This is a genomic window from Streptomyces sp. BYX5S (genome assembly GCF_054724165.1).
This window is the reverse complement of record NZ_CM138829.1, coordinates 187,849-212,873: the sequence shown is the minus strand read 5'-3', so window position 1 is coordinate 212,873 and position 25,025 is coordinate 187,849. Positions and strand designations below refer to the sequence as shown.

Annotated in this window: 31 protein-coding genes; 11 read left to right on the top strand and 20 right to left on the bottom strand. The window is 71.0% G+C overall.

The window, feature by feature from the left end:
• Nucleotides 1-2: 2 nt before the first annotated feature.
• From ACYBSK_RS00995 to ACYBSK_RS00960, 8 genes are all read right to left on the bottom strand, one after another.
• A complete protein-coding gene (locus ACYBSK_RS00995) occupies nt 3-416 on the bottom strand; it encodes a DUF3151 domain-containing protein (RefSeq protein WP_457474895.1) in 414 nt (137 codons plus the stop codon).
• A 113-nt stretch (nt 417-529) separates the two neighbouring features.
• Nucleotides 530-1,561, bottom strand: coding sequence for a class II fructose-bisphosphate aldolase (gene fbaA / locus ACYBSK_RS00990; RefSeq protein ID WP_450816193.1), 1,032 nt, complete (start codon nt 1,559-1,561; stop codon nt 530-532).
• Between the two features lie 200 nt (nt 1,562-1,761).
• Complete coding sequence (gene pyrE, locus ACYBSK_RS00985) at nt 1,762-2,316, bottom strand: orotate phosphoribosyltransferase (RefSeq protein WP_457474894.1); 555 nt, start codon at nt 2,314-2,316, stop codon at nt 1,762-1,764.
• Nucleotides 2,317-2,352: 36 nt separating this feature from the next.
• Nucleotides 2,353-3,150 carry an aldose epimerase family protein gene (locus tag ACYBSK_RS00980; RefSeq protein ID WP_460244854.1) on the bottom strand — a complete coding sequence of 266 codons (798 nt, stop codon included), beginning with the start codon at nt 3,148-3,150 and terminating at the stop codon, nt 2,353-2,355.
• A gap of 26 nt (nt 3,151-3,176) precedes the next feature.
• Nucleotides 3,177-4,040: an SRPBCC family protein gene (locus ACYBSK_RS00975; RefSeq protein ID WP_460244853.1), complete on the bottom strand. Its 864-nt coding sequence runs from the start codon at nt 4,038-4,040 to the stop codon at nt 3,177-3,179.
• A 136-nt stretch (nt 4,041-4,176) separates the two neighbouring features.
• Entirely contained in the window at nt 4,177-5,709 is a 1,533-nt protein-coding gene (locus tag ACYBSK_RS00970) for a polyamine aminopropyltransferase (RefSeq protein WP_460244852.1), read from the bottom strand.
• A 102-nt stretch (nt 5,710-5,811) separates the two neighbouring features.
• Nucleotides 5,812-6,336, bottom strand: coding sequence for a DUF2617 family protein (locus tag ACYBSK_RS00965; RefSeq protein WP_457474890.1), 525 nt, complete (start codon nt 6,334-6,336; stop codon nt 5,812-5,814).
• 333 nt (nt 6,337-6,669) lie between these two features.
• On the bottom strand, nt 6,670-6,972 hold the full coding sequence (locus ACYBSK_RS00960) for a hypothetical protein (protein ID WP_457474889.1): 303 nt from the start codon (nt 6,970-6,972) through the stop codon (nt 6,670-6,672).
• Nucleotides 6,973-7,106: 134 nt separating this feature from the next.
• On the opposite strand from ACYBSK_RS00960, the gene ACYBSK_RS00955 reads away from it, so the two are divergent.
• On the top strand, nt 7,107-8,300 hold the full coding sequence (locus tag ACYBSK_RS00955; RefSeq protein WP_460244851.1) for a pyridoxal phosphate-dependent aminotransferase: 1,194 nt from the start codon (nt 7,107-7,109) through the stop codon (nt 8,298-8,300).
• Between the two features lie 107 nt (nt 8,301-8,407).
• Here the strand turns inward: ACYBSK_RS00955 and ACYBSK_RS00950 are convergent, their stop codons facing one another.
• Both ACYBSK_RS00950 and clpB read right to left on the bottom strand, forming a co-directional pair.
• Nucleotides 8,408-8,944: a YbjN domain-containing protein gene (locus ACYBSK_RS00950; RefSeq protein WP_457474887.1), complete on the bottom strand. Its 537-nt coding sequence runs from the start codon at nt 8,942-8,944 to the stop codon at nt 8,408-8,410.
• A 115-nt stretch (nt 8,945-9,059) separates the two neighbouring features.
• A complete protein-coding gene (gene clpB, locus ACYBSK_RS00945; protein ID WP_460246935.1) occupies nt 9,060-11,657 on the bottom strand; it encodes an ATP-dependent chaperone ClpB in 2,598 nt (865 codons plus the stop codon).
• Nucleotides 11,658-11,784: 127 nt separating this feature from the next.
• Between clpB and ACYBSK_RS00940 the strand changes: the two genes are divergently transcribed.
• Nucleotides 11,785-12,204: a pyridoxamine 5'-phosphate oxidase family protein gene (locus tag ACYBSK_RS00940; RefSeq protein WP_460244850.1), complete on the top strand. Its 420-nt coding sequence runs from the start codon at nt 11,785-11,787 to the stop codon at nt 12,202-12,204.
• 99 nt (nt 12,205-12,303) lie between these two features.
• On the opposite strand, the gene ACYBSK_RS00935 is transcribed toward ACYBSK_RS00940, so the two are convergent.
• Complete coding sequence (locus ACYBSK_RS00935) at nt 12,304-12,657, bottom strand: hypothetical protein (protein WP_457474884.1); 354 nt, start codon at nt 12,655-12,657, stop codon at nt 12,304-12,306.
• A complete protein-coding gene (locus tag ACYBSK_RS00930) occupies nt 12,654-12,860 on the bottom strand; it encodes a hypothetical protein (RefSeq protein WP_457474883.1) in 207 nt (68 codons plus the stop codon). Before ACYBSK_RS00930 ends, ACYBSK_RS00935 begins: the two co-directional genes overlap by 4 nt.
• Before the next feature lie 128 nt (nt 12,861-12,988).
• Here ACYBSK_RS00930 and ACYBSK_RS00925 point away from each other — a divergent pair, with 128 nt between their 5' ends.
• Nucleotides 12,989-13,972 carry a helix-turn-helix transcriptional regulator gene (locus tag ACYBSK_RS00925; RefSeq protein WP_457474882.1) on the top strand — a complete coding sequence of 328 codons (984 nt, stop codon included), beginning with the start codon at nt 12,989-12,991 and terminating at the stop codon, nt 13,970-13,972.
• Nucleotides 13,973-14,088: 116 nt separating this feature from the next.
• Nucleotides 14,089-15,030 carry a helix-turn-helix transcriptional regulator gene (locus ACYBSK_RS00920; protein WP_457481620.1) on the top strand — a complete coding sequence of 314 codons (942 nt, stop codon included), beginning with the start codon at nt 14,089-14,091 and terminating at the stop codon, nt 15,028-15,030.
• 34 nt (nt 15,031-15,064) lie between these two features.
• Here ACYBSK_RS00920 and ACYBSK_RS00915 read toward each other — a convergent pair whose 3' ends face one another.
• The 4 genes from ACYBSK_RS00915 to ACYBSK_RS00900 all read right to left on the bottom strand — a co-directional run bounded on the left by ACYBSK_RS00915 (nt 15,065) and on the right by ACYBSK_RS00900 (nt 18,321).
• Nucleotides 15,065-16,189 carry a sugar ABC transporter substrate-binding protein gene (locus ACYBSK_RS00915; protein ID WP_460244849.1) on the bottom strand — a complete coding sequence of 375 codons (1,125 nt, stop codon included), beginning with the start codon at nt 16,187-16,189 and terminating at the stop codon, nt 15,065-15,067.
• 188 nt (nt 16,190-16,377) lie between these two features.
• Complete coding sequence (locus ACYBSK_RS00910) at nt 16,378-16,617, bottom strand: hypothetical protein (protein WP_460244848.1); 240 nt, start codon at nt 16,615-16,617, stop codon at nt 16,378-16,380.
• Between the two features lie 197 nt (nt 16,618-16,814).
• The gene (locus ACYBSK_RS00905) at nt 16,815-17,645 is read right to left on the bottom strand and encodes a helix-turn-helix domain-containing protein (protein WP_460244847.1); all 831 of its coding nucleotides are present in this window, start codon (nt 17,643-17,645) and stop codon (nt 16,815-16,817) included.
• A gap of 211 nt (nt 17,646-17,856) precedes the next feature.
• Nucleotides 17,857-18,321, bottom strand: coding sequence for an ATP-binding protein (locus ACYBSK_RS00900; RefSeq protein WP_460244846.1), 465 nt, complete (start codon nt 18,319-18,321; stop codon nt 17,857-17,859).
• A gap of 157 nt (nt 18,322-18,478) precedes the next feature.
• Between ACYBSK_RS00900 and ACYBSK_RS00895 the strand changes: the two genes are divergently transcribed.
• Entirely contained in the window at nt 18,479-19,327 is an 849-nt protein-coding gene (locus ACYBSK_RS00895; RefSeq protein WP_460244845.1) for a helix-turn-helix domain-containing protein, read from the top strand.
• Nucleotides 19,324-19,533 carry a DUF397 domain-containing protein gene (locus ACYBSK_RS00890; protein WP_460244844.1) on the top strand — a complete coding sequence of 70 codons (210 nt, stop codon included), beginning with the start codon at nt 19,324-19,326 and terminating at the stop codon, nt 19,531-19,533. The genes ACYBSK_RS00895 and ACYBSK_RS00890 overlap by 4 nt, the downstream gene beginning before the upstream one ends.
• On the opposite strand, the gene ACYBSK_RS00885 is transcribed toward ACYBSK_RS00890, so the two are convergent.
• The 4 genes from ACYBSK_RS00885 to ACYBSK_RS00870 all read right to left on the bottom strand — a co-directional run bounded on the left by ACYBSK_RS00885 (nt 19,500) and on the right by ACYBSK_RS00870 (nt 21,919).
• A complete protein-coding gene (locus tag ACYBSK_RS00885; RefSeq protein ID WP_460244843.1) occupies nt 19,500-20,018 on the bottom strand; it encodes a GNAT family N-acetyltransferase in 519 nt (172 codons plus the stop codon). The two genes, ACYBSK_RS00890 and ACYBSK_RS00885, sit on opposite strands and share 34 nt — an antisense overlap.
• A gap of 34 nt (nt 20,019-20,052) precedes the next feature.
• Entirely contained in the window at nt 20,053-20,946 is an 894-nt protein-coding gene (locus ACYBSK_RS00880) for a hypothetical protein (RefSeq protein ID WP_460244842.1), read from the bottom strand.
• 74 nt (nt 20,947-21,020) lie between these two features.
• The gene (locus ACYBSK_RS00875) at nt 21,021-21,512 is read right to left on the bottom strand and encodes a hypothetical protein (protein ID WP_457474873.1); all 492 of its coding nucleotides are present in this window, start codon (nt 21,510-21,512) and stop codon (nt 21,021-21,023) included.
• A gap of 47 nt (nt 21,513-21,559) precedes the next feature.
• Entirely contained in the window at nt 21,560-21,919 is a 360-nt protein-coding gene (locus tag ACYBSK_RS00870; RefSeq protein WP_457481619.1) for a helix-turn-helix transcriptional regulator, read from the bottom strand.
• A gap of 696 nt (nt 21,920-22,615) precedes the next feature.
• On the opposite strand from ACYBSK_RS00870, the gene ACYBSK_RS00865 reads away from it, so the two are divergent.
• The 5 genes from ACYBSK_RS00865 to ACYBSK_RS00845 all read left to right on the top strand — a co-directional run bounded on the left by ACYBSK_RS00865 (nt 22,616) and on the right by ACYBSK_RS00845 (nt 25,005).
• Complete coding sequence (locus ACYBSK_RS00865) at nt 22,616-23,164, top strand: hypothetical protein (RefSeq protein WP_460244841.1); 549 nt, start codon at nt 22,616-22,618, stop codon at nt 23,162-23,164.
• Entirely contained in the window at nt 23,161-23,337 is a 177-nt protein-coding gene (locus ACYBSK_RS00860; protein WP_457474871.1) for a helix-turn-helix domain-containing protein, read from the top strand. Before ACYBSK_RS00865 ends, ACYBSK_RS00860 begins: the two co-directional genes overlap by 4 nt.
• Before the next feature lie 260 nt (nt 23,338-23,597).
• Nucleotides 23,598-23,999, top strand: a complete 402-nt coding sequence (locus ACYBSK_RS00855) for a hypothetical protein (protein WP_457474870.1) — start codon at nt 23,598-23,600, stop codon at nt 23,997-23,999.
• 33 nt (nt 24,000-24,032) lie between these two features.
• The gene (locus ACYBSK_RS00850; RefSeq protein WP_457474869.1) at nt 24,033-24,638 is read left to right on the top strand and encodes a phage tail tube protein; all 606 of its coding nucleotides are present in this window, start codon (nt 24,033-24,035) and stop codon (nt 24,636-24,638) included.
• 76 nt (nt 24,639-24,714) lie between these two features.
• Nucleotides 24,715-25,005, top strand: a complete 291-nt coding sequence (locus ACYBSK_RS00845) for a hypothetical protein (protein ID WP_457474868.1) — start codon at nt 24,715-24,717, stop codon at nt 25,003-25,005.
• Nucleotides 25,006-25,025: the final 20 nt, after the last annotated feature.

The following is a 25,025-nucleotide window of genomic DNA, read 5'->3' as shown; positions in this document are numbered from 1 at the left end:
GCTCAGGTCAGCGTCTGTGCGGCGGTCTCCGAGGAGTCCTTGAGGAACTGCGTGCAGCGCTCGTACTCCTCCTGCTCGCCGATGGCGCCCGCGGCCCGCGCGAGGGCGTGCAGGGCGCGCAGGAAGCCGCGGTTGGGCTCGTGCTCCCACGGCACCGGGCCGTGGCCCTTCCAGCCGGCCCGGCGCAGCGAGTCGAGGCCGCGGTGGTAGCCGGTGCGGGCGTAGGCGTACGACTCGACGACGCTGCCCCGCTCGAAGGCGTCGTCGGCGAGCTGCGCCCAGGCGAGCGAGGAGGTGGGGTACTTCGCGGCGACGTCCGCGGGGGCCGTGCCGGTCGCGAGCAGCTCGCGCGGCTCCGGGTCGTCCGGGAGCTCGGTCGGGGGCGGGCCGCCGAGGAGGTTCTCGTGAAGGTTCATGGGGTCAAGTGTGCCGCGCCCGGCCGGTGACCTGTCGAGTGCCCCGGCGACCGACGCGACATGCCGCGGGCCCGGCCCCTCGAAGGGAACCGGGCCCGTGCCCACGTCACGCCCTACTTGATGCGCGTACCCGTCGAACGCAGGTTCTCGCAGGCCTGGACGATGCGGGCGGTCATGCTCGCCTCGGCCTTCTTGCCCCACACGCGCGGGTCGTACGTCTTCTTGTTGCCGACCTCGCCGTCGACCTTCAGGACGCCGTCGTAGTTCTCGAACATGTGGCCAGCGATCGGGCGCGTGAAGGCGTACTGGGTGTCGGTGTCGAGGTTCATCTTCACGACGCCGTTCTCCAGCGCGGTCGTGATCTCCTCGACCGTGGAGCCCGAGCCGCCGTGGAAGACGAAGTCGAACGGCTTCGAGCCGGCCGGCTGGCCGTACTTCGCGGCGACGCCCTCGTTCAGCTCCTTGAGCAGGTCGGGGCGGAGCACGACGTTGCCCGGCTTGTACACGCCGTGCACGTTGCCGAACGAGGCGGCCAGCAGGTAGCGGCCCTTCTCGCCCAGGCCGAGGGCCTCGGCGGTGCGCAGCGCGTCGTCGACCGTGGTGTAGAGGTTGTCGTTGATCTCGTGCGAGACGCCGTCCTCCTCGCCACCGGTCGGCGTGATCTCGATCTCGAGGATGATGTTCGCGGCCTTGGCCTTGGCGAGCAGCTCCTGGGCGATCTCCAGGTTGTCCGTCAGCGTCTCGGCCGAGCCGTCCCACATGTGGGACTGGAAGAGCGGCAGGCCGCCGGCCTCGACGCGCTTCTGCGAGATCGCGAGCAGCGGGCGGACGTAGCCGTCCAGCTTGCCCTTGGGGCAGTGGTCGGTGTGCAGCGCGATCTTGTTGCCGTAGCGGGCCGCCGCGACGTGCGCGAACTCGGCGAGCGCCTCGGCGCCGACGACCATGTCCTTCACGCCCTGGCCCGACAGGTACTCGGCGCCACCGGTGGAGATCTGGATGATGCCGTCGGACTCGGCCTCGGCGAAGCCCTGCAGCGCCGCGTTCAGCGTCTGCGTCGACGAGACGTTGATGGCCGGGTAGGCGAACTTCCCCGCCTTGGCCCGGTCGAGCATCTCGTTGTACTGGTCCGGGGTTGCGATGGCCATCTGCCGTCTCCTCGTAAAGCGCGCGGGTTGCGGGGCTCGGGTTGTCGTTCTCGGTGACCCTCACCAAGCGTCAAGGGGTGACATCATCGTCGACCCCATCTTTCCAGACTTGTGCGGATGCTCCAGTCCGGCGATGGTCCCGAAATACGGGACCAGGGTCCGGGACCGGTACGGGTCCGGGTCCGGTCCGGATCCGGGGCTCAGTCGAGGCCGAGCTCGTCCTTCGAGAACGCGAAGAGGTACGGGACCCCGGCGCCCTCGGTGATCTTCTCCGCGGCGCCGGTCGCCCGGTCCACGATGGTCGCCACGGCGACGACCTCGGCCCCCGCCTCCCGCACCGCCTGCACGGCCTCCAGCGGGGAGCCGCCGGTGGTCGACGTGTCCTCGACGACGAGCACGCGGCGGCCCTTGATGTCGGGGCCCTCGACCCGGCGCTGCATGCCGTGCGCCTTGGCGGCCTTGCGGACGACGAACGCGTCGAGGCGCTCGCCGCGGGCGGCCGACGCGTGCAGCATCGCGCCCGCGACCGGGTCGGCGCCCATGGTGAGGCCGCCGACCGCGTCGAACTCCAGGTCCTTCGTCAGGTCCAGCAGCACCTGCCCGACCAGCGGCGCGGCCTCGCCGTCGAGGGTGACACGGCGCAGGTCGACGTAGTAGTCGGCCTCGATGCCGGAGGAGAGCGTCACCTTGCCGTGCACCACGGCCTTGTTCTTGATCTGCGTCAGCAGCGCGTCGCGCACGTCGTTCGTCGTCATGCCTATGAGCTTAAGGGCCGGGCGAAGAGGCCGGTTTTACAGGTGGTGCCACGTCCAGGTGGTGCGGGCCTCCAGCGGCTCGACCGGGGTGACCAGGCGCGGCGCGGTGTTCAGGCCGTTCGGCGGGCCGGTCTGCGGCTCCACGCAGACGGCCGCGTCCTGCTCGTCGTAGACGACGACCCAACTCTCGGGGCTGGTCACCCGGAGCTGGAGGGCGCCCGGCCAGTTCAGCGTGACGTCGACGCCGCCGTCCGCCATGCCGAAGCAGTCGTCCCAGGGGCCGGGGGTGGGCTCGATGCGCTTGCCGGTGGGCAGGTGGTCGGCGCCGCGCTCCTCCTGCCAGGCCGGGTCGAAGGCGATCTGCACACTGCTGCCGCCGTCGGTGATCGTCCGGTTGAACCAGGGGTGCCAGCCGGCCTGCGCGGGGAACGAGTCGCCGTACGTCTCGATGCCGAGGGAGAGCGTCAGCGCGTCCTCGGTGAGGCTGACGAGCTGCGTGACGCGGCCGCTGTACGGCCAGGGGTCGGTGAGGTCGTACGTGAAGACGGCCTCGGTGGCGGTCTCGCGGGCGGTGGTCCACTCGGCGTTCCGGGCGAAGCCGTGGATGGCGTGCGGCGGGGAGTTCAGCGGCATCTGGTGCACCTTGCCGCCGTCCCGGAACTGCCCGTCCCTGATGCGGCCGCACCACGGGACCATCGGGAAGCAGCCGTACTTCTCGCCCTGGCGCAGCAACTCGGTGCCGGAGATCTTCAGACTGCTGATGCGGCAGCCGTTGCCCGGCGCCACGGTCACTTCCGCGTCACCCGCGGTCAGCGTCGTTTCCTGTGTCGTCACGGGGACTGAGCCTATGCGGCGGACTGCTACCGGCGCCTGCGGAGGGCCCTTCCGACGACGATGGCCGAGGCGAGGGCGAAGGCCGCCGCGGGGGCCGCCCAGCGCAGGGTGGCGCTGGTGGTGGCGCCCTCGGGGGCCGGTACGGGGGCGTAGCGGCCGCGCGGCGGGGCGTGGTCGACCTCTTCCGCGCTGCGGCCGATCATCGTGCGGCGGGCGTGCGCGGCGGCGGGCTCCGCCGGGAGGTCGGTCTCGTGGCCCTCCGCCGCCGCGAGGTCGGCGTCGGGGTCGAGGGACGGGGGCGGGATCTCGGTGTCGAACACGGAGGAGTGATCGGGGCCGGCGACCGGGCTGTCGCCGGTGCCGTCGACGGTGTCCTCGGAGGGGGGTTCGACCTCGTCCGTGGGCGTGTCCGTGGACTCGTCCGGGTCCTCGAAAACGTTCTCGTTCTCGTCCGGGTCCGAGCCCGGCTCCTGGCCCGTCGCGCCCAGGTTCTCCGCGAAACGGTTCAGCAGGCGGTGGACCGCCGCTTCCACCGCTTCCAGCGGCAGTTCCGTCACGCGGCCGTCGCCGGAGCCCGTGCCGGAGAAGGCGACCGCGGAGCCGCCGGCCGCGGCGGCGACACGCGCGGTCAGGGTGAACTTCACGCTTCCGGTGCCGCGGGCCTCCGCGCCGACGCCCGTCACGGTGAAGGCGCCGTCGGGGGTCTGCGTCACGGTGACGCTGCCGCGGTACGTGATGGTGTGGCCGCTGATCCGTACCTTCAGGCGGCCGCCGGCGGTGCCGGAGGCGTCGCGTTGGTAGCCGGGCAGGGCGCGGTCCACGCGTTGGGGGTCGCAGAGCACCGCCCGCAGGGACTCCGCCGGAACCGGAACGAACACCTCATGCTCCATGTCGCCGAGCCTAGCGACCCCGTCGCTCACGTGTCCCCCCTTCGCCTCGCCGATTTCCGTATCGGCACCCGTTCCTCACCCCCGGGGCTCTGCCCCGGACCCCGCTCCTCAATCGCCGGAGGGGCTTGATGGGGGGTCAGTCGGTGTAGCGGGGGTGGGTCAGGGTGGAGGGGGGTGTGTTCCGGGGTGGGGGGAGGGGGGTCGTGCCGTGGGGGGTGGTCGGCGCGGTGTGGCCCGCCAGGACGTAGCCGACGTCCGCCGCGCCGCGGTACGCCACCTCCCGCAGCCCCGCGGACCGCACGGTCACCGCCGCCGTGCCGAGCGGCGCCGCGCCTCCGCCGACCCGCACCACGACCCGGCCCCGCTCGGCGAGCACCCGCCCCACCAACCCGTAGAACTCCTGCGAGTACAGCTTCGTGCTCGCCGTGCTGCCGGGGTCGGGCAGATCGCACACCACCACGTCGTACGGCACCGAGCGCGGCGCCTCGCGCAGCCAGCCGAACACGTCCCCCGTCTCCACCCGCACCCGCGGATCCCACAACGCCCGCCCGTTCAGCCTGCTCAGCCCCGGATCGTGGCGCGCGAGCCGCACCACCCCGGGGTCCGGGTCGACGACGTCCACGCTCCGCACGCCCCGGTGCCGCAGCGCCTCCCGCGCCGCGAGACCGTCCCCGCCGCCGAGGACGAGCACCCGCTCCCGCGGCCCGCCCCGCAGCGCCGGCGCGACGAACCGCTGGTGGTCGAGGCCCCGCTCGCGGCCGTCCGCCCGCAGCTGCCCGTCCACGTACAGGGACGTGGACCGCCGGCCGTCGCCGGTGAGCACGACCTCCTGCATGTCGGTCCGCACCGCGACCCGCACGTCCGACCCGAACAGCGCGTGCCGCGCCGCCCGCTCGAAGTCGTCGACGAGCACCCACGACGTGGCGAGCACGCCGAGCACCGTGACGTTGGCGGCGATCAGCAGCCAGCGGGCGCGCCGGCTCAGGTCCCGCCGGAACAGACCGAGCACGAGGAACGCCCCCGCCACCGCGTTGACCGCCCCCGTCAGCAGCGCCCCCGTCAGCTGGCCCAGCAGGGGCAGCAGCAGGAAGGGGAAGGCGAGGCCGCCCACGAGCGCGCCCACGTAGTCCGCCGCGAACAGGTCGGCGACCGCGCCGCCCGCGTCCTGCCGCCGGATCCGCTGGATCAGCACCATGAGCAGCGGCACTTCCGCACCGATGAGCACCCCGATGGCCAGCGAGAACGCGACGAGCAGCCAGCGCGGCCCGTCGGCCCAGGCGCCGCCCCAGTCCCCGGTCCACGCGAACACCGCGTACAGCGCCATGGCGCTGCACCCGCCGACGAGCGCGAGCAGCGACTCGATCAGCCCGAAGCCGACCGCGGCCCGCGGCCGCAGCCGCTTGGCGGCGAGCGAGCCGAGGCCCATGGCGAAGACCATCACGGAGAGCACGACGGAGGCCTGGGTGACCGAGTCGCCCATCAGGTACGAGGCGAGCGCGACCAGTTCGAGCTCGTAGACGAGCCCGCAGGCCGCGCAGACGAAGACGCCGACCAGGACGAGGAAGCGGGCGACGCCCGGCCGCACCGGCAGCGGGGTCCGGATCGGGCCGCCCCAGGGCACCGGGGCCTCGGGGCCTCCGGGTGGCGCGGACGGGTGCGGTTCGATCACGCCTGGAACGCTACGTCACCGTTTGACTCCGTCCAGTCACCCACACGTGTGGAACCGGCGTACCGCACGCATACTCGCCGCCGTAGCGGCCACGGCTCCCGGTCAGAGCCCCACGGGCACCGGCACCCGCGCCCCCACCCGGGTCCGGGTGGCGACGAGCTGGCCGTCCTGCGGATACGCGTGCCAGGTGCGCCAGTGCACCTGGCCCTCGTGCCGCTGCGCGAGCATCGCGGTGAAGGCGTACGGGCTGCCGGGGAAGACGCCCACCAGCCCGTTCGGATGGTCGGCCACGAGTGCGAGCAGTTCCTGCGCCCGTCCCGCGAACTGGCCGGACGTCAGATGTTCGACGCGGGCCGCGAATTCGTACTCCCAGTCGCCCAGTCGCTTGGCGACACCCAGCGGCAGCGGGGTGCTGCTGCCGGGGATGCACGCCACGGTCTCCGAGCAGCTGCCCCGCTCCTCCTCGAGAAGTACCTGGTGGGAGGCGCCGAGCAGTCTCAGTTGAAGGCTGGCGTCGTCGATTTCGAGGTCGAGTGTGGCGAGGGCGGGCAGCGGCTCGCGGCCCAGTGCCCAGGCCAGATCGGACGCACTGGTGTCGGTGTAGGCGGTGTTCAGGGTCGTGAGCATGGGTCGGCTCCGCTAGCACGCAAAGGGAGGTGGGGCCGGCTGAGGCGAAGGGGCCGGCTCGTGCCCACTCGTACGCGACAACTGCGTAGGACGAGGGCGGTGTTGACGGATAAAGGGAATCATGGGCGGATGCACCGCCACAGCGTTTTTACCCAACTTCGGAGGGTTTCCATCCCCCCGAGGGCAGCTCAGCTCAACTGTTCAACTTCCACAGCCACCTTTCGCGCCCGGCGCACAACCTCCGGGGGCACACCCGGACAAACGTGCGGCCCACGCGGACCGACTGCCCCGTGTCAGTCGTCTCCGCGCGGGCCGCACACACCGGACGCGTCGTCAGCTTCCGCCGCCGCACCCACCACCACCGCCGCCGCACGACGAGCCGCCTCCACCGCAGGATGAGCCGCCGCCGCACGAGTGGCCGTGATGCCCGCCGCCGGAGTCACCGGAGGAACAGGAATAGCCACTGCCACCCGCGGTGCCGCTCGCGGTACCACCGGCCCACCAGCTGTCGCCGCCGCGCCGCTTCTTCTTCTTGAGCGAAGTGCTCGACGCGCGGCCGCTGCCGCCCGCCCTGGCCGTTCCGAGCACGATGGCCACGACCAGTACCACGAAGACCACGATGACGAATGTCCCCATCACCGGTCCTCCTCTCTTGTCCCCCGTGTCCCCCGCGGGGCCGCCCCGTGCGGGCGTGACAGGGGGATGCCCCTGCCAGGAGCGCGTCAAAGCAGAGTTGAGCTAATCCAGAGGTTCGGCGCAGGATGGCCGCCATGACCGCCACCCCGAACAGTCCCCGCCCCCTGCTCAACCGCCGCCTCGCCGAGTTCGGGACGACGATCTTCGCCGAGATGTCCGCGCTCGCCGTCCGGACCGGCGCCATCAACCTCGGCCAGGGCTTTCCCGACACCGACGGCCCCGAGCAGATCCGGGAAGCGGCGGTCCGGGCACTGCGCGACGGCCGCGGCAACCAGTACCCGCCCGGCCCCGGCGTCCCCGAACTGCGCACCGCGGTCGCGGACCACCAGGCGCGCCGCTACGGCATGACCCTCGACCCCGACCGCGAGGTCCTGGTCACGGCGGGCGCGACCGAGGCCATCGCCGCCTCCCTCCTCGCCCTCGTCGAGCCCGGCGACGAGGTGATCGCCCTGGAGCCGTACTACGACTCGTACGCCGCGAGCATCGCCCTCGCGGGCGGCACCCGGGTCCCGGTGACGCTCAGGCCGCACGAGGGCTCCTTCCGGCTCGACCTCGACGAGCTGCGCGACGCGGTCACGCCCCGCACCCGCCTGCTGCTCATCAACACCCCGCACAACCCCACCGGCACCGTCCTCACCCGCGCCGAGCTGGCCGCCATCGCCGAACTCGCCGTCGAACGCGACCTCCTCGTCGTCACCGACGAGGTCTACGAGCACCTCACGTACGACGACGCCGAGCACGTCCCGCTCGCCACGCTCCCCGGCATGCGCGGGCGCACGGTCACCATCGGCTCGGCGGGCAAGACGTTCTCGTTCACCGGGTGGAAGGTCGGCTGGGTCACGGCCACCCCGGAGCTCGTCACGGCCGTCCGCTCGGCGAAGCAGTTCCTCACGTACGTGTCCGCCGGTCCGTTCCAGTACGCCGTCGCGGAGGCCCTCGCGCTCCCCGACACCTACTTCGACGACTTCCGCGCCGCCATGACCACCAAGCGCGACCTGCTCGCCACCGGCCTTGAGGACGCGGGCTTCACCGTCTTCCGCCCCCAGGGCACCTACTTCATCACCACCGACATCCGCCCCCTCGGCTTCGACGACGGCTTCGCGTTCTGCCGCGCGCTGCCCGAGCGCTGCGGCGTCGTCGCCGTCCCCAACGCCGTGTTCTACGACGACCGTGCCGCGGGAGCGCCCTTCGTACGGTTCGCGTTCTGCAAGCGGGACGACGTGCTGAGCGAGGCGGCGGCGCGGCTGGCCAAGGTGCGCACGCGGTAGCCGTACCGGCCTACGCCGAGAGCCCGGCCGACGCGGGTCGGCCGGGCTCTCGGCGGCGTACGGGACGTACCTGGTCGGCTACGCCCGCACGCTCCTGTGACGCGTACTCACTCGGAGTCGCCGTCCTCCGGCTTCTCGGCGGAGTCGACGTCGGCCTCCAGGCCGAGCTGCTCCACGAGCCACCGGTCGAACTCGATCGCGGCGCGCACCCAGGAGACCGTCGACGACACGAAGTGCTCCAGCGAGACCCCGGTGCCGATCAGCATCTGCGCCTCGCCGATGAGGCGGACGGTGCCGTCGTCGTGGGTGTGGCTGTAGACCTTCGGCCACAGGGTGCGGCGGTTCCAGTCGTCGATCGACTCCAGCAGCTGCGGCTTGATCTCGATGCCGTGCGGCCGGTCGTAGAACGTCCGCACCGAGAAGACCTGCTGGTCCCCCTCGCCGCGGAACATGAAGTACGTACGGAACTCCTCCCACGGCGCCGCGAGGTCACCCTCCTCGTCGGTGACGTACTTGAGCTCCATCTGCTCCAGCAGCTGCTTGACCAGCTCCTGGTCCGGAATGACGGGACCGGCCGGTCCCGCCCCCTGCTGCGGCTCGGGCTGTCCCCCGAAGTTGGGAATCGAGGACGGGTCGATGCTCACTTGCTTGGTCCCTTCGTACGGATGCCGCCATCCTCTCCCACCGGGGCCCCCCAAGGGCAAGCCCGCGCCCTTTTCTGTGGGGCGCGGGCCCAGTGAGGCGGCCGTCAGGCTCGGCTCACAGCGTCTTCCCCGTCGCCGGACCCACCAGCAGACCCTCGCCGAAGGCGTCGACGCGGACGGTGTCGCCGTCCTTGATCTCGCCGGAGAGGATTTCCTTGGCGAGGCGGTCGCCGATGGAGGTCTGGATGAGGCGGCGCAGGGGGCGGGCGCCGTAGGCCGGGTCGTTGCCCTCGTCGGCGAGCCAGGCCAGGGCGTCGTCGGAGACGTCCAGGGTGAGGCGGCGGTCGGCGAGGCGCTTGGCGAGGCCGCCGAGCTGGAGCTTGGCGATGCGCTTCAGCTCGTCCTTGTCGAGGGCCGAGAAGACCACCAGGTCGTCGAGGCGGTTGAGGAACTCGGGCTTGAAGGACGCGCGGACGACCTCCAGGACCTGTTGCTTCTTCTCCTCCGCCGAGGTCGTCGGCTCGACCAGGTACTGGCTGCCCAGGTTGGACGTCAGGACCAGGATCGTGTTGCGGAAGTCGACCGTGCGGCCCTGGCCGTCGGTGAGGCGGCCGTCGTCGAGGACCTGGAGGAGGATGTCGAAGACCTCGGGGTGGGCCTTCTCCACCTCGTCCAGGAGGACGACGGAGTACGGGCGGCGGCGGACGGCCTCCGTGAGCTGGCCGCCCTCCTCGTAGCCGACGTAGCCGGGGGGCGCGCCGACCAGGCGGGCGACGCTGTGCTTCTCGCTGTACTCCGACATGTCGATGCGGATCATGGCCCGCTCGTCGTCGAAGAGGAAGTCCGCGAGGGCCTTGGCCAGTTCCGTCTTGCCCACGCCCGTGGGGCCCAGGAAGAGGAAGGAGCCCGTGGGGCGGTCGGGGTCGGCGATGCCCGCGCGGGTGCGGCGCACGGCGTCGGAGACGGCGCGGACCGCTTCGGTCTGGCCGATGAGGCGCTTGCCGAGTTCCTCTTCCATGCGGAGGAGTTTTTGCGTCTCGCCTTCCAGGAGGCGGCCTGCCGGGATGCCGGTCCAGGAGGCGACGACGTCGGCGATGTCGTCGGGGCCGACCTCCTCCTTGACCATCGTGTCCTTGGAGGCTTCCTCCTCCGCCTCGGAGGCTTCCTCCAAGTCCCTTTCCAGGGTGGGGATCTCGCCGTAGAGGAGCTTGCTCGCGGTGTCGAAGTCGCCGTCGCGCTGCGCGCGTTCGGCCTGGCCGCGCAGTTCGTCGAGCTTCTCCTTCAGCTCACCGACGCGGTTGAGGGACTGCTTCTCCTTCTCCCAGCGGGCGGTGAGGCCGCGCAGCTCCTCCTCCTTGTCGGCGAGGTCGCGGCGCAGTCGCTCCAGGCGGTCGCGGGAGGCCGGGTCGGTCTCCTTGGCGAGGGCCATCTCCTCCATCTTCAACCGGTCGACCGAGCGCTGGAGTTCGTCGATCTCGACGGGGGAGGAGTCGATCTCCATGCGGAGGCGGGACGCCGCCTCGTCGACGAGGTCGATGGCCTTGTCGGGGAGGAAGCGGGAGGTGATGTAGCGGTCGGAGAGGGTGGAGGCGGCGACGAGGGCGCTGTCGTTGATCTGCACCTTGTGGTGCGCCTCGTAGCGGCCCTTCAGGCCGCGCAGGATCGCGATGGAGTCCTCGACGGACGGCTCGGCGACCAGGACCTGCTGGAAGCGGCGCTCCAGCGCGGGGTCCTTCTCGATGCGCTCACGGTACTCGTCGAGCGTGGTCGCGCCGACCATGCGCAGTTCACCGCGGGCCAGCATCGGCTTGAGCATGTTGCCCGCGTCCATGGCGGAGTCGCCGCCGGCGCCCGCGCCGACGACCGTGTGCAGCTCGTCGATGAAGGTGATGATCTGGCCGTCGCTCTCCTTGATCTCGGAGAGGACGGTCTTGAGGCGCTCCTCGAACTCGCCGCGGTACTTGGCGCCCGCGACCATCGCGCCGAGGTCGAGCGAGACGAGCCGCTTGTCCTTGAGGGACTCGGGTACGTCGCCCTTCACGATGCGCTGGGCGAGGCCCTCGACGACGGCGGTCTTGCCGACGCCGGGCTCGCCGATGAGCACCGGGTTGTTCTTGGTGCGGCGGGACAGCACCTGGACGACCCGGCGGATCTCCTGGTCGCGGCCGATGACCGGGTCGAGCTTGCCCTCGCGCGCGGCGGCGGTGAAGTCCGTACCGAACTTCTCCAGTGCCTTGTACGACCCTTCGGGGTCGGGTGTGGTCACCCGGCGCCCTCCCCTGCTCTTGGTGAATGCGTCGACCAGCTTCTTCGCGCCGGCCCCGTTCCGTGTCAGCACGTCGCCGGCCGCGCCGCCCTTGTCCGCGATGCCGATGAGCAGGTGCTCCGTGGAGAGGTACTCGTCGCCGAGGTCCTTGGCCCGCTCGGAGGCGTCGGCGATGACGGCGAGCAGCTCGCGGTTGGGCTGCGGCGGCGCGACGGTGGAGCCCGTCACGCTGGGCAGCGAGGCGAGTACCCGCTCGGCGTCGGCGCGAACCTGTGCCTGGTCGGCGTCGACCGCGGCGAGCAGGTCGGTGATGTTCTCGTTGTCCTGGCCCTCCAGCAGGGCCAGAAGCAGGTGCGCCGGGGTCAGATCCGGGTGCCCCCCGGACACGGCTCGGCTGCTGGCCGCGTTGATCGCGTCGCGGCTCCGGTTCGTCAGCTCGGCGTCCACGTGCCTGTTCTCCTCCATGTACTGGCGAAAGTCACTCTGACTCGTCCAACGTGCACAAAGTTGAGTCTATTCCACTCAAGGCGGCGCGGGGAACGCACCCCGCGACCTCTGGGATAAGTTCCCGTCCATGGCCAAGCGCATCGACCTCGACGCCCCCGGATCCGCGTTCCTCACCTTCTGGCGGGAACGCCACCTGTGCACGCTGACGACGCTGCGCGCCAACGGCACGCCGCACGTGGTCCCGGTCGGCGTGACCTACGACCCCGAGGCGCGGGTCGCCCGCGTCATCACCGGCAAGGCCACCCGCAAGGCGGCCCACGTCCTGGCGGGCTCGGGGCTCGCCGCGGTGTGCCAGGTCGACGGGCGGCGCTGGGCCACGCTGGAGGGGACGGCGACGGTGCACACGGACCCGGAGCGCGTCGCGGACGCCGAGCGCCGGTACGCCGAGCGCTACTCGCGGACGCCGCGGCCCAACCCGGACCGGGTGGTCATCGAGATCGCGGTGACCCGGGCGACGGCCAACGTGCCGGAGGAGGATCCGGCCTGAGAGGCCGGAAACGCCGCAGCGGCGCCACCGTGTCAGGTACACGGTGACGCCGCTGCAGGGGGGAAGCGCCTGCGCGATTACAACGACGGGGGCATCGCGTCAGGCACTGCGGGGGGTGGCTGTGGTGCGGGGGTGGATCGGGTGGGACTGCGAGGGCTCGGGTCCTGCCTCGCCGACCAGCTGATGGTCCCTCTGGTCGAGGTTCACGAAGATCATTCCGTAGCGGACGACCGTACGCACCGGCTGTGGGGCGCCGCGCGGCCGGCGCAGACACCGGTACGCCCGGATGTCGTCGCCTTCGCGGACCACGATGACGGGCTCTCCGAAGAGGGTGACCATGAGGGAGTCACCGGAGTTCGGAATCGCGGTCACGAGGTCGATGGTGTGCCAGCCGGAGCGGTAGGCGATCGCCATCTCCCGACGTAATGACCGGTCGTCGGGCGGGGTGATCATTCGCCGCCGCCTCCGGTCACGGGAGCGACTCCCCAGGCGACGTCGTCGGCACCGGACACGGTCGTGACGCTCTGCGTGCCGACCTGAGCGGATCCCCAGGCGACATCGTCGTTGGTGACGGCGCCGGCGGTGCCGAGCGCCAGCGCCAGCGCGCCAGTCGCGACCGCCGCGCCGAGCACTGAGCGAAGCATTCTCTTACTCATGTCGGCTTCGTCCTTACTTGATGGCTTCTTCTCCCCCGCACCACAGACGATGACTCATTCGGGCACGTGGAAACCACAGGAGCGATGCATCATGTTCCTGCACGTTCAGGACCCTGGGGGGTGGAGATTTGCCAACGAGCAGCCCAAAAGCGACACATCCTCATCCGGTCACTGAGCTGTGCCCGGAAGGAGAGCGTCTTTACGCCAGTGCGCTGAGCGCGGGCCGCGTCGCCCGCGCCGAGATCAAGTCAGCTCCCTGCCTGCTGGAATTCGCGCTTCTGCACCCGGATCCGGACGACGCGGACTGGCTGCGCCCGGTTCCCCCTTCGGTCGTACTCGCCCAGCGCCTCCAGCCGATAGAGCGGGAGATCCACGAACGGCGGGAGCTGTCCGGTGAGCTCACCGCCGCTTTCCAGCCGTTCATGGCCATCAGCGCCCAGATGCCGGCCACGACCCACGCCATCACCGTGCTGGAAGGCGGCGGCCGGATCAAGGCGGCGCTCGACAAGGCGATCGCCGAGACCCGCACCGAAGTGCTGACCGTGCAGCCCGGAGGGGGGCGCAGCGAGCATCTGCTGAGCGAGGCGCTGGAGCGCAGCCGGCCCCTCATCGAGCGCGGCATCTCGATGCGCACGCTGTACCAGCACACGGTGCGATACAGCCAGAACACCTTCGCGTACATGGACAAGATGGCGGGGGCCAGGGTAGAGATCAGGACACTCGAGGAACTCATCGAGCGGCTCATCATCTGTGATCACGACGTAGCCTTCATCCCTGCCGAGGCCGGTGACAGTGTGGCCCTTGAGCTGCGTCACCCAGGTCTCGTGCAGTACCTGATCAACGTCTTCGACCACATGTGGCACCGCGCCACCCCCTTGCAGGAAGACGTCCCGTACGAGTCGACTCCCGAAGGAATCACCGGTGTTCAGCGCTCCATCGCGAAACTGCTCATCGAAGGACACGTCGACGAGGCGATCGCCCGTCGGCTCGGCATGAACGTGCGCACCTGCCGCGCCCACATAGCCAAGATCGCCGCCGCCCTCGGCAGCGGCAGCCGGGCCCAGCTCGGCTACCTCATCGCGCAGTCCGGGATGCTGGAGCAGGATTCGTGACGCCGCCCGAACCGCACGTCCGACAGCAGGTGGCGGCGGGCCCCGCGCCCGTCGCGCAGTCGGCGGGCCCCGCGCCCGGCGTTCCGCCGGAGCCGCACGCGCACGGCGCGGAGGAGCTGTGCCGGGAGGGCGAGGAGCTGTACGCGCGGGCGCTGCGCGAGGGCCGCGTCGAGCAGCGCGACGCCGAACCGGCGCCGTGTCTGCTCCGGTTCGGCCTCCTCGTCCCGGCCGACGACGACGCGACGACGCTGCGGCCGGTGGCCCCGGCGGTGGCACTGCCCCGGCTGCTCGACGGTTACGAGGAGGAGATCGCCCGGCAGCGGCGGCGCAGTTCACGGCTCGCGGACCGGTTCGCGCCGCTGATCGCCCTCGAAACGCAGCGCGCCTCGATACCCAGTACGCCCATGTTCCGGGTCCTGATGGGTTTCCAGCGGATCAACGAGGCCATCGACGAGGCCGCGGGCGAGGCCTCCCAGGAGCTGCTCACCATCCAGCCCGGCGGCCGCCGTCCCCCGCGGGGGCTGGCCGCGGCGCTCCCGCGCGAGCAGCAACTCCTCACGGGCGGCGGCCGGATGCGCACGCTCTACCAGCACACCGCCCGGCACGCGCCCGCCGTGACCGCGCACTACGAACAGCTCGTCGGCGACGTCCAGGTCCGCACGCTGGACGAGGTGACCGAGCGGCTCATCATGCTCGACCGCACGGTGGCGTTCATCCCCGCGAACCCCGATCGCACGGTGGCGCTGGAGGTGCGGCACCCGGCGCTGATCAGCTATCTGGCCACCACGTTCGAGCGGTTGTGGCAGCTGGCCACGCCGATGTTCCCGCAGGCGGCGGTCGAGGAGCTGACCTCGGACGGCGTCACGACGCGCCAGCGCACGATCGCCCGGCTGCTCATCGAGGGCCACACCGACGCGGTGATCGCGGAGCGCCTGGGCATGAACATCCGGACGGTCCGCGTGCACATCGCGAAGCTGGCGGCGACGCTGGGCAGCGACAGCAGGGCGCAACTGGGCTATCTGATCGGCCAGTCGGGCCTCCTGGAGGACCCGGACTGACGCCGACGCCGACGGCGGTGGCCTGCGTCGGGCCCTACTTCAGCCCGGCCGCCGCACAGGCCTCCTCGTACTTCGGCGTGCAGATCTCCGACACCTTGAAGATCTTGTCCTTGACGACGGTGCTCTTGATGTTGTCCTTGGTGAGCGCGACGACGCTGACGCTCGCCGTCCTGATCTGCTTGTCGGTGGGGCTGTCGGTGCGGTCCATCGCGAGCGCCTCGAACTCGATGTCCCGCCCCTGCGAGACCCGTACGGCCATCTCGGCGGCGGTCTGCGCCTCGTCCGGGTACGGCTTGTAGACGCTCATGTACTGCTCGCCGGTCAGGATCCGCTGCACGGCGGCGAGTTCGGCGTCCTGGCCGGTGATGGGCGGCAGCTTGGTGACGCCGACCTCCTCCAGCGCCTCGATGACGCCGCCGGCCATGCCGTCGTTGGCGACGTAGACGCCCGCGATGTTGTCGGCGCCGAGGGCGTTGATGGCCTGGGTCATGTTGGCCTTGGCGTTGGACGGCTTCCAGCCCGCGGTGTCGTACGACTTCGCGACGGTCACCGAGTTGTTCAGCTCGACGCGGGCGCTGGACTTGAACTCGGCGGCGTTGGGGTCGGTGGGCGAGCCGTTGATCATCACGACCTTGTCCTGCTTGGTGGCCTTGGCGCCGCCGAGCGCGGTGATCAGCGCCTTGCCCTGGGTCTGGCCGACGAGTCCGTTGTCGAAGCCGACGTAGGCGTCCACCGGGCCCTGGGCGAGCCGGTCGTAGGCGATGACGTGGATGCCCGCGTCCTTGGCGCTGCGCACCTCGGGGGCGATGTCAGCGGCGTCCACGGCGTCGACGACGATCGTGTCGAGCTTCGACGCGATCATCTCCCGCATCTGCTTGCGCTGGAGGTTCGCGTCCTGCCGCGCGTTGGCGTAGACCACCTCCCCCTTGCCGTCCGTCAGCTTCGCCACCTGACGTTCGAACATGGGGTGGTCGAACTTCTCGTAGCGAACGGTCTCCTTCTCCGGGAGCAGCAGCCCGATGGTGACCTCGTCGCCCTTGGTGGCGGACGCGCTGGGCTCGCCGTCGTCGCCCGGCAGCACACCACCGCAGGCCGTGAGCGAGACCAAGAGGACGGATGCGGCGCCGGCCGTGGCGGCGCAACGCATACGCGTGTTCATGTGCGGATACCTCCCTGACGTGGCCGCGACGGTGCGACCGAGGTGGCTCGAAAGCCAACTCGTCCGGACATGCACCGTCAAGAGGTGAAGCCACACCGCAACGAAACCGGGTCCTTTACTTCCTCACATGAAGCCGGTTACGACGAATACCGGACATCTCCGCAAGGTGCACAGGAGTTTCACAGAGGTCACTCGCGGACCGCCTGCAAAGCCTCGTCAAGAAGCGCGCTCAGCTCACGCAGTGCCTCACGCGCGGCACGAGGGTCCTCGTCCTCCAAGTGCTGCCGCGCATGGTCGTAGCGGGCTGCCAGGTCGGGTCGCCGCGCGATCTCGATGTCCCTGGCCCACGTCAGCACCCAGCTCCGCACGGGGCTCAGCGAGTGCCACTCGACGGCCTTCGCGAACGCCTCGTCCTTCTGCTCCTGCATCTCGGCGAGCCGGGCGGGCGCGACGGCGGCCAGCGCCGCGCGCAGGGCGTCCGGCGTCTTCTCGGGACGCGGGATCAGCTCGTCTCCGCCGGGGCAGGTGTGCTCATCGAGTCCTCCAGAAAGTGCCTCGCCCAGAGTATCGGGCGGGGCGCCGCTGAAGTGGTGCGACGAACGGCGGCCATACCGATCAGCTCCTTTCAGAGGAACCGGTCACCGTCCGCCGGAGCCGTGGCCGGCTCGCGGGCCGTGCAGCCGGGGCAGCGGTTCGGCAGTGGGCCGCGATAGGCGTGGTCGCAGGTGTCGCAGTTGCGCAGGGGGTGGCGTACGGGAGGGGGTGCGGTCGGCGTCGGGGCGGGTGCGGGCCACGGCGGGAGACCGGCCGTCAGGCGGTGGGCGAGGAGGGCGGCCGGGCTGTGGACAGGGCGGTCGTCGGGCAGGCCCCTGACCAGGGCGTGCCGTACGGCGCCGGGGGCGAGGCCGCGTTCCAGCCAGGCGGCGACGCCGGGCGCGAGGCGGTCGATGTCGCGGGCGGGGAGGACGAGACGGGCGTCGGTGCGGTGGAGGGCGGCGAGGAGGTCGGTGGCGGACTGGACGAGGTGGGGGCGCGGGTTCACTGGGTGGGGGACGGCCAGGGGGCGCGGCTTCTTCTTCGCGGTCACGGGCCTCGGCGGTGCGGGCGGGTCCTGGGCGGCGCCCGGCTGGTTGCACGAGACCGTGCGGGTGCGCACCCGGCCGTCCGGCGTGCGCAGGCGCTCGCGCCGCAGGTATCCGTGCCGCTCCAGTTCGCGCAGGGCGGCGGAGATCCGGACGGTGCCCTCGGGGAAGCGGGCGGCGAGGGTTCTGATGTCCACGCGGGAGCCCGCCGGGAGCGACTGGATGTGGACGCCGAGGCCGATCGCGAGACCGGAGAGTTCGCGGTGCTGGGCGAGGTGGTTGCCGATGACCGTGAAACGTGTGTGATGACGGCGGTTGTCGTGGACGATGCCGCCCGGGACGTGCGTGCCCGCGCTAGGGTTCTGGGTATCCATCGGGAAGGCGCTACTTCCTTGGTGGTCAGGCCCTCGCCTCGGGATTGCCGTCCCGGCGGGGGCCGTCGTATGTCTGCGGTTGTGGTGTTGGGCGTGAGCGTAGAGGGACGAACGGGCATATGCGCAAGCCGAGTTGATGTTCTTCACCCGTCCGAGTGGCGCGGGAGGAGGGTGGGCTTGGGTTGGTTTCTTTGCCCCTCGCGTTTGTTCCTCATCGTTTGTCGTCCCCGCCACCGGAGTACGGGTTCCCGTGCCCCGGTGACCGTACGAGGTCCAGTTCGGCCCAGACCGTCTTGCGGGGCGCGGGCCCGGTCTCGACGCCCCACCGGTCGGCGACCGCGGACACGAGCAGCAGGCCACGGCCCGACTCGCCCACCCCGGGCACCGGTTGGGGCAGGCGGTCGCCCCGGGCGTCGGAGACCTCGATGCGCAGCGCGTCCCCGGCGACGTACAGGACGAGCCGGAAGTCGCGGCCGGGCAGGCGGCCGTGGGTGACGGCGTTCGCGGCGAGTTCGGCGACGATGTGCGCGGCGTCGTCGAGCACGTACGCCAGCCCCCACGTGCGGAGTTGTTCGACCGCGAGGAGGCGCGCGAGGCGGGCCGCGCGTGGCGTGGGTGACAGCTGGACGCTGAAGTGACGGGCGGGAGCGCGGAGTTCGGCGATTTCCTGGTTCACGTCACTCAGCGTGGCCGCGTCTGCCTACTCTGACCCGCCACACGGCCGTCACGTACGGTGACTGTCCAGCGTTTGTCCAGCGCTGTACAGGCTGTCCGACGCCCCTCACGGGTACGGCCGTTGACGCAACGTGCGCGGACCGGGAGGAGCGGAGCGGATGGCCGAGGCGACGGACGGTGACGGGTGGGAGATCGAGCCGGGCGACGAGGAGGGCGCGGCGGTCATGGCGCTGATCGGCCGCCAGCTGCGGGGCTGGCGGGAGGCCGCCGGGCTGCGGGTGCCCGAGCTCGCCACGGCGATGGGGTACGGCGAGGGCATCATCTACAAGGTCGAGGGCGGCACCCGCATCCCGCGCCCCGAGTACCTCGACAGGGCCGACGACGTACTGAACGCGAACGGGCGCCTGAAGGAGCTGAAGGAGGACGCGGCGAAGCTGCGGTATCCGAAGAAGGTGCGGGACATCGCGGAGACGGAGGCGAAGGCGGTGGAGCTGACGTCGTACTGGGCCCACAAACTGCACGGCCTACTCCAGACCCCGGAGTACGCGCAGGCGCTCTTCTCCATGCGCCGCCCCGCTCTGTCTTCGGACCAGATCGAACGGGCCTTGGGCGCACGCGCGGCCCGAAAGTCGATCTTCGAACGCGATCCGGCGCCCGACCTGAGCTTCATTCAGGAAGAGGTGACGCTACGACGGCCGATCGGAGGCAAGATGGTGTTGCGGCGTCAGCTCGAACATCTCCTGGAAATCGGTCAGTTGCCGACTGTCGACATCCAGGTGATGCCGACAGACCGCGAGTTCCACGCCGGAATGGACGGGGAGATGGAGGTGCTGAAATTCAGGGACGGAACGGCGCTCGGGCGCTGCGACGGCCTCTACGCCGGACGTCCGGTCTCGGACCCGAGGCAGCTCCGCAGCATCGAACTGCGGTGTGGCATCATCCGGGCTCAGGCGCTCTCCCCAGAGAGGTCGCTGGCCTTCATCGAGCAAGTGCTGGGAGAACTATGAACCGCGAACCGGAACTGGCCTGGTTCAAGAGCAGCTACAGCAGCGGCGGCAGCGAGCCGGACTGCGTAGAGATCGCCCACACCCCCGCCACCACCCACGTCCGCGACTCCAAGACCCCCGGCGCCCCCCACTTCTCCGTGAGCGGCGCCGCCTGGGCCGGGTTCCTCGCCGGTCAGCCCTGGAACTCCGTCAGGTCGATCGCGTAGAGGCGTTGGCCCTCGTCCTCGCCGGTCGGCTGCATGCCGAGTTTGTGGAGGACCTTCAGTGAGGGGGCGTCGTCGGGGGCGGTGACCGCCACGACCCGGTCGATGCCCCGGTCCTGGAGGGCGAACTCCAGGCACGCCTGTGCCGCCTCCGAGGCGTACCCCTGGCCCCAGAAGACGCGGCCGAGGCGCCACTGGATGCCGATGTGCCCCGCCACCTGCGGCGGGGCATCGGGCACGTACAGGCCGATCGCGCCCACCAGCTCGCCGGAGCCGAGCAGCTCGACGGCGAAGACACCGAAGCCCTCGTCGTCCCACTCCTCCTCCCAGCGCTCGATGTCCTCGGCGCTCTCGTCGAGGGAGCGCGGCGCGCCGTCGCCGATGCGGCGCATGACGGCGGGGTCGGTCTGGATGTCGGCGAGAGCGGCGAGGTCGTCGTCGGGGTTCCAGCGGCGCAGGAGGAGGCGGGGGGTACGGATCTCGGTCATGCCTCCCATCCTGCCGGTACGCGAGGGGGCGGGATCACGCGCCCGGCAGCTCCTTCACGATCGCGTCCACCACCCGCAGGGCGCCGGGTATCCCCTCGGCCAGCGCGGGGTCACTGGCCGACCCCCGGAACAGCGTGTCCAGCTTGTGGACGGCCTCGGCCAGCCGCTCCAGCTTCCGGAGCATCCCGCCGAGGCGGGCGCCCGCCTCGGCGGTGCGTTCCGCGGCGGTGACCAGCGCCCGCCACTGCAAGGGCGCCAGCTTGTCGTCGAGCGCGTGCCACTCGTAGTAGCCGCCGTCCCGGACCGCCCGGGAGCCGCAGATCGCCCTGCAGCCGAGCAGGATGCGGATCGCCAGCTCGCCCTCGGGACTGTCGAGGTCGCGCGTGAGCACGTAGCGGTGGTGCATGCGGCGCAGCACCTCCGTCTTGGGGGTCACGCGTGCCACGGGCTTGCCCCGGCTCGGTACGGCGTCGTGCCACAGCGGCGCGGTCCGGAAGTACGCCTCGTCCCCGTACCCGAAGCGGCGCAGTGGTTTGCGCTCCTCCCAGGGCAGCGACGGGTCGGTCATCACCGGTTCGTCCAGCTGCCGCTGGTGCTTCGACACGTACATCTCGATGAGCTCGGCCAGGGCGCCCCCGGCCGACGGCGTCGGCCGTACGGCGACCGCGTCCTGCGGTTCCGCTTCCGCCGGGCCCGGGTCCGCGACAGCGGTGCCGTCCTGCTCCAGGGGTACCATGACGGAGGTCACCAACACCCGTGCCGCCGCTGACAGTTGACGTGCCCTTTCCCGGTCCGGGTGTTCCGCCGCGGCCTCCAGCAGGCGTCCGCCCAGCCGCCGCAGCTCGCGCGCCAGCTGCTCGACTCTTTCCTCCACCGTTTCCATGCTCCCCCGCTCCCTCATGCCGCTCATGCCGCTCATGCCGCTCATGCGCTCATGGTCACGGCGGGGAGCCTAGGGCACGCCCGTGACGCGGGGTAAGGACGCGGCGGCCCCGGTCGCGGCTACGGCCGTTGCCGTCCCCGGGACCTGAGACGGTGCGGCATCAGCTCACGGACCTCGGCCTCGGCGGCGCCGACGACCGGTAAGGGGAACGTGTCCCGGCCGCCGTCTTCCCGCTCGCCGTGGCCCTCGCCGTCCGTGTCGCGAGACACCTCGCCGTGACCCACCTCGCCGTCCGGTGCCTCCCCGTGACACACCTCCTCGCCGTCCGCCACGCGCAGACGTGGATGGGGTGTGTCCCGTGGTGTGCCGCGTGGTGTGTCGGAGGTGTTCCGCCCGTCGTGACCGGGGGCGGGGGCGGGCTCCCCGCTCTCGTCCGAGACCAGGCGGGCGTGCTCCTGCCAGCCCAGGAGGAACCAGTCGATGCGTTCGCGCTCGGCCTCCTCGACGGTGACGACACGCAGTGCCGCAGGCCCGAACTCGGCCATCTTCCGGCCGAGTTCGGCGACCAACTCACCGGCGCGGCGTCGCGCGTCGGGCTCTTCGCCACCCATACGCCCCTGCCCCTTCGTCCCCCTGGGACTGATCACTGACTGTCCATTCAGCCGCCTTCCGGCAGGAACTGCCTCGCCACGCGGACGAAGGTGTCCCGCAACTCCGGCGGTACTCCCATGCGTCGGGCCGCCTCCTCAGGTGACAGACGCGGCCCTTCGGCCCTTGCCTTCCCTGGCAGGGCGTCGCCAACCGGCAGGTCCTGCTCGGTGAGCCGCCCGGACCGGATCAACATGTCCCGTACCGGGACACCCAGGGCCACCGCGAGCCGCCGCATGGTCTCCAGATCCGGCATGCTCTGCCGGTTCAACAGCCGGCTGACGGCGGCCCGGTGGACACCCGCGTCGTCCGCGAGGCGCGATTTTCCGCCACCTCTCGGGCTGTCGATGGTGTACCCGCGCTCCCGCATCAGACCTTCGATCCAGTCCGCGAACGCGTCCAGGCCGGGCGGCTGCCCGCCGGCTCTCGCCTGGTCGGGGACCTGATCCGGCCCCTGGGCGGGGTCCTGCTCGATGTGGGCCCGTGCCCACGAGCTACCGCTCATGACGCTGCTCTCCCCTCGTCGCGGGGCACAGCGTACCGAGCGCGCGCGCATCAAAGCTGTGCGCGCACGCACACAGTTCCGGATTTCTGTACACAACACACCGGCCACGTCGGCCAGTTGGCCCCCAGGACTCCCCCTCCTCCCCTGTGTCTCGTAACGGATCGCGACAGCTTGCGCACGCACACGCAACATGTCACTCTCGACACGCGTTCGCATGTGTCGAACAAATATTCCCATACGTGGGGAGGCGCTACACGTGTCACACCCGATGATTCTTTCTCCATCGTCGGTGAACAGGGCTTTTGCCAGGCATGACGAGGAGCTCGACTGGCGCAGATCCGCCGCCTGTGCCGATCTGCCCCCGCATCACGTCTTTACGCGAAGCCCCTCCGACGCCACCCCTACGTTGCGAGCCTGCAACAAGTGTCCGATCCGGAAGGAGTGCGAAGCCGTGGTGGACCCGGCCCACACCTGGTTCGACGGCGTCTGCGCGGGCCGCCTGTGGCGCAACGGGCGGGTGGTCGACACCCCGGAACAGACGGAAGAGAGCGAGACCCGGCGATGAACGTACACACCGAACGTCCGGCCGGTGACACCACCGAAGCCCTCGGCTGGCTGCGCGCCCTGGCCGAGCGATTGCCGCTGCTGCTCGCCGAGTTGGCGCCGTCACCCGCCTCCGGGACACCCCGCCCCGGCACCCCCGGCACGAGCGCCGACGGCGGTCGCGCCCCGCTGCGGCTCTACGTCTCCGACACCCTGCGCGACGTCACCGACGGCGTCGTCGAGCTGGAGGAGGCGGTCCGCGAACGGCTCGGTCTGCACCCCGTCCGCCCGTCCCCCGCCCCTGTGCCCGTACGACTGCGCCGCCTCGCCGAACTCCTCGACCGGGTCGCCGCCGTGCCCGACCTGTACGCGCACGTGACCAGCGAGGCCCGCCGGATGGCCGGCCGCTGCGCCCGCGCCACCGGCGACCCCGAGCAGCTCGTACGCATCCCGGGCCGCTGCCCCGCCTGCGACTCGGTCTCGCTGCGCGCGCTCCCGGAACGCGCGGTGGTGATGTGCGTGAACCCGGTCTGCCGCCACGTACTCGAAGAGGAGGACGGCGCGTGACGTACGTGACCGGTGAACTGGCCGCCAACGAGGCGGGGGTCTCGCCCGCGACCATCCGCAAGTGGGTGCAGCTCGGACACCTCCCACCGGCCGGGAAACAGGGGAGGCGAACGATGTACCGCCTTGAGGACGTGTTCGCCGCCGAGCGCGCCGCACGCGGGAGGGGCAAGTAGGCCAGTGTGACCCCGAAGGGCCCGTCGACCTGCGTCGACGGGCCCTTCGGCGTCTGCGCAACACCCCTCCCACAGAGGCCAGTTGCGAGATTCGGGACCCCGGATCACACTTGAAGCAGCGGCAGAGCTGCGCCCCGGACCGGGGCCGCGGACCTGCCGCTTCGTGTTGCCCGGACTCCCTCGTCGCGGTCGCGATCCGGGCTCGTACACCGCGCGACTTCCCGTACTCGAAGGACCGGAAGGTCCGAAGGAGCGTCCATGTGGCCGTCCTGAACTTTCCCGACGTCGAGATGCTCGTCGTCGACTTCCTCAAGAACCGCACCGAGATGGCGGGCGTGACCGTCGACAACCGGCCGCCCGCCGGGTTCGACGGCACCCAGAAGACCGTCCTGGTCTCCCGGGCCGGCGGCGCCTGGGTCGACGATCTGGCGCTCGACCATCCGCTGGTCGACCTGGAGGTGTACGCGGCCGACAAGACGGTCGCGCACGGCGTCTCGCTCGCCGCCCGCGCCTGTGCCGTCGAACTGGAGGGCACGACGTACGGCACCGCCCTCGTCACCGATGTCGCCGAGGCGGACGGGCCGCGCTGGCTGCCCGACTACAACCGCCCGGCGAGCAGCCGGTACCTCACCACCCTGCGGCTGTCGATCAGCCCCTCGTAGCCCTCAACCACCGCACGCTCACAAGGAGTTCGCATGCCTTCTCCCAACACCAGCTCCCAGATCCGCGTCGCCGGCACCGGCAAGGTGCTCGTCGCCCCGTACGGTGCCAGCCCGGCCGTCGTCGGTCCCATCGACACCAAGGCGTCCTGGCCGACCGGGTGGACCGAGCTGGGGTACACCTCCACCGACGGCGTGAAGCTGGCCAAGAAGGACAAGATCGACCAGGTCGACGGCTGGCAGTCGGTGAGCGCGCTGCGCTACATCTACTCCGACCGTGAGCTGACGCTGAAGTTCCAGCTCATGCAGTTCAACAAGACGACGCTGCCGTTCTTCATGGGCGGCGGGGCGACCGCCGCCGTCGCCACCACCGGCGCGGAGGCCGGGACCTTCAAGTACGACCTGACCTCCAACCCGACGGCGGACGAGCGTCAGCTCGGCTTCGAGTTCACCGACAGCAAGGGCGGTTCGCCGGTCGTCTACCGGCTCATCGTGCCGCGCGGCCAGGTCACCGAGACCGAGGAACTGTCGATGACCCGGACCGGTGCGCTGAAGCTCGGCATCACCTTCACGGCGTTCGCCCAGGACGACACGTCGCAGCCGCTGGCCACGTGGCTGATGAAGGACGACGCGTACGCGTAAGCGAGCCCACGGGGGCGGGGCCGTCCGCGGCCCCGCACCCGTCTCCGCCACCCCACCTCTCCCAAGGAGTCCCCGCATGCCCGGCTTCGACGTCAACGCCGCCCGCGCCCAGCGCCTGGAGGCACTCGGCCGCACCTGGTCCTTCCAACTCGACGGCGACACCTTCGAGTTGCCCACCGAACTCGGCCGCGCCACGGCCCGCAAGCTGCGCGACCTCGACGACAACGACGTGGACGGCCTGTTCCGGCTCCTCCTCGGCGACCAGCAGTTCGCGCGCTTCGAGCAGCACGACATCACCATGCAGGACATCGCCGCGATCCTGGAGGCCTACGGCAAGGAGACCGGGCTCGGCCTGGGGGAAGGCTGAGCCTCGGCGAGCTCGTCGAA

Coding starts and splice junctions, on each gene's coding strand:
- ACYBSK_RS00995 (WP_457474895.1), bottom strand. CDS start 416: ATGAACCTTCACGAGAACCTCCTCGGCGGCCCGCCCCCGACCGAGCTC.
- fbaA (WP_450816193.1), bottom strand. CDS start 1,561: ATGGCCATCGCAACCCCGGACCAGTACAACGAGATGCTCGACCGGGCC.
- pyrE (WP_457474894.1), bottom strand. CDS start 2,316: ATGACGACGAACGACGTGCGCGACGCGCTGCTGACGCAGATCAAGAAC.
- ACYBSK_RS00975 (WP_460244853.1), bottom strand. CDS start 4,040: ATGGAGCATGAGGTGTTCGTTCCGGTTCCGGCGGAGTCCCTGCGGGCG.
- ACYBSK_RS00965 (WP_457474890.1), bottom strand. CDS start 6,336: ATGCTCACGACCCTGAACACCGCCTACACCGACACCAGTGCGTCCGAT.
- ACYBSK_RS00960 (WP_457474889.1), bottom strand. CDS start 6,972: ATGGGGACATTCGTCATCGTGGTCTTCGTGGTACTGGTCGTGGCCATC.
- ACYBSK_RS00955 (WP_460244851.1), top strand. CDS start 7,107: ATGACCGCCACCCCGAACAGTCCCCGCCCCCTGCTCAACCGCCGCCTC.
- ACYBSK_RS00940 (WP_460244850.1), top strand. CDS start 11,785: ATGGCCAAGCGCATCGACCTCGACGCCCCCGGATCCGCGTTCCTCACC.
- ACYBSK_RS00935 (WP_457474884.1), bottom strand. CDS start 12,657: ATGATCACCCCGCCCGACGACCGGTCATTACGTCGGGAGATGGCGATC.
- ACYBSK_RS00930 (WP_457474883.1), bottom strand. CDS start 12,860: ATGAGTAAGAGAATGCTTCGCTCAGTGCTCGGCGCGGCGGTCGCGACT.
- ACYBSK_RS00915 (WP_460244849.1), bottom strand. CDS start 16,189: ATGAACACGCGTATGCGTTGCGCCGCCACGGCCGGCGCCGCATCCGTC.
- ACYBSK_RS00910 (WP_460244848.1), bottom strand. CDS start 16,617: ATGCAGGAGCAGAAGGACGAGGCGTTCGCGAAGGCCGTCGAGTGGCAC.
- ACYBSK_RS00905 (WP_460244847.1), bottom strand. CDS start 17,645: ATGGATACCCAGAACCCTAGCGCGGGCACGCACGTCCCGGGCGGCATC.
- ACYBSK_RS00895 (WP_460244845.1), top strand. CDS start 18,479: ATGGCCGAGGCGACGGACGGTGACGGGTGGGAGATCGAGCCGGGCGAC.
- ACYBSK_RS00890 (WP_460244844.1), top strand. CDS start 19,324: ATGAACCGCGAACCGGAACTGGCCTGGTTCAAGAGCAGCTACAGCAGC.
- ACYBSK_RS00885 (WP_460244843.1), bottom strand. CDS start 20,018: ATGACCGAGATCCGTACCCCCCGCCTCCTCCTGCGCCGCTGGAACCCC.
- ACYBSK_RS00880 (WP_460244842.1), bottom strand. CDS start 20,946: ATGAGCGGCATGAGCGGCATGAGCGGCATGAGGGAGCGGGGGAGCATG.
- ACYBSK_RS00875 (WP_457474873.1), bottom strand. CDS start 21,512: ATGGGTGGCGAAGAGCCCGACGCGCGACGCCGCGCCGGTGAGTTGGTC.
- ACYBSK_RS00870 (WP_457481619.1), bottom strand. CDS start 21,919: ATGCGGGAGCGCGGGTACACCATCGACAGCCCGAGAGGTGGCGGAAAA.
- ACYBSK_RS00865 (WP_460244841.1), top strand. CDS start 22,616: ATGAACGTACACACCGAACGTCCGGCCGGTGACACCACCGAAGCCCTC.
- ACYBSK_RS00850 (WP_457474869.1), top strand. CDS start 24,033: ATGCCTTCTCCCAACACCAGCTCCCAGATCCGCGTCGCCGGCACCGGC.
- ACYBSK_RS00845 (WP_457474868.1), top strand. CDS start 24,715: ATGCCCGGCTTCGACGTCAACGCCGCCCGCGCCCAGCGCCTGGAGGCA.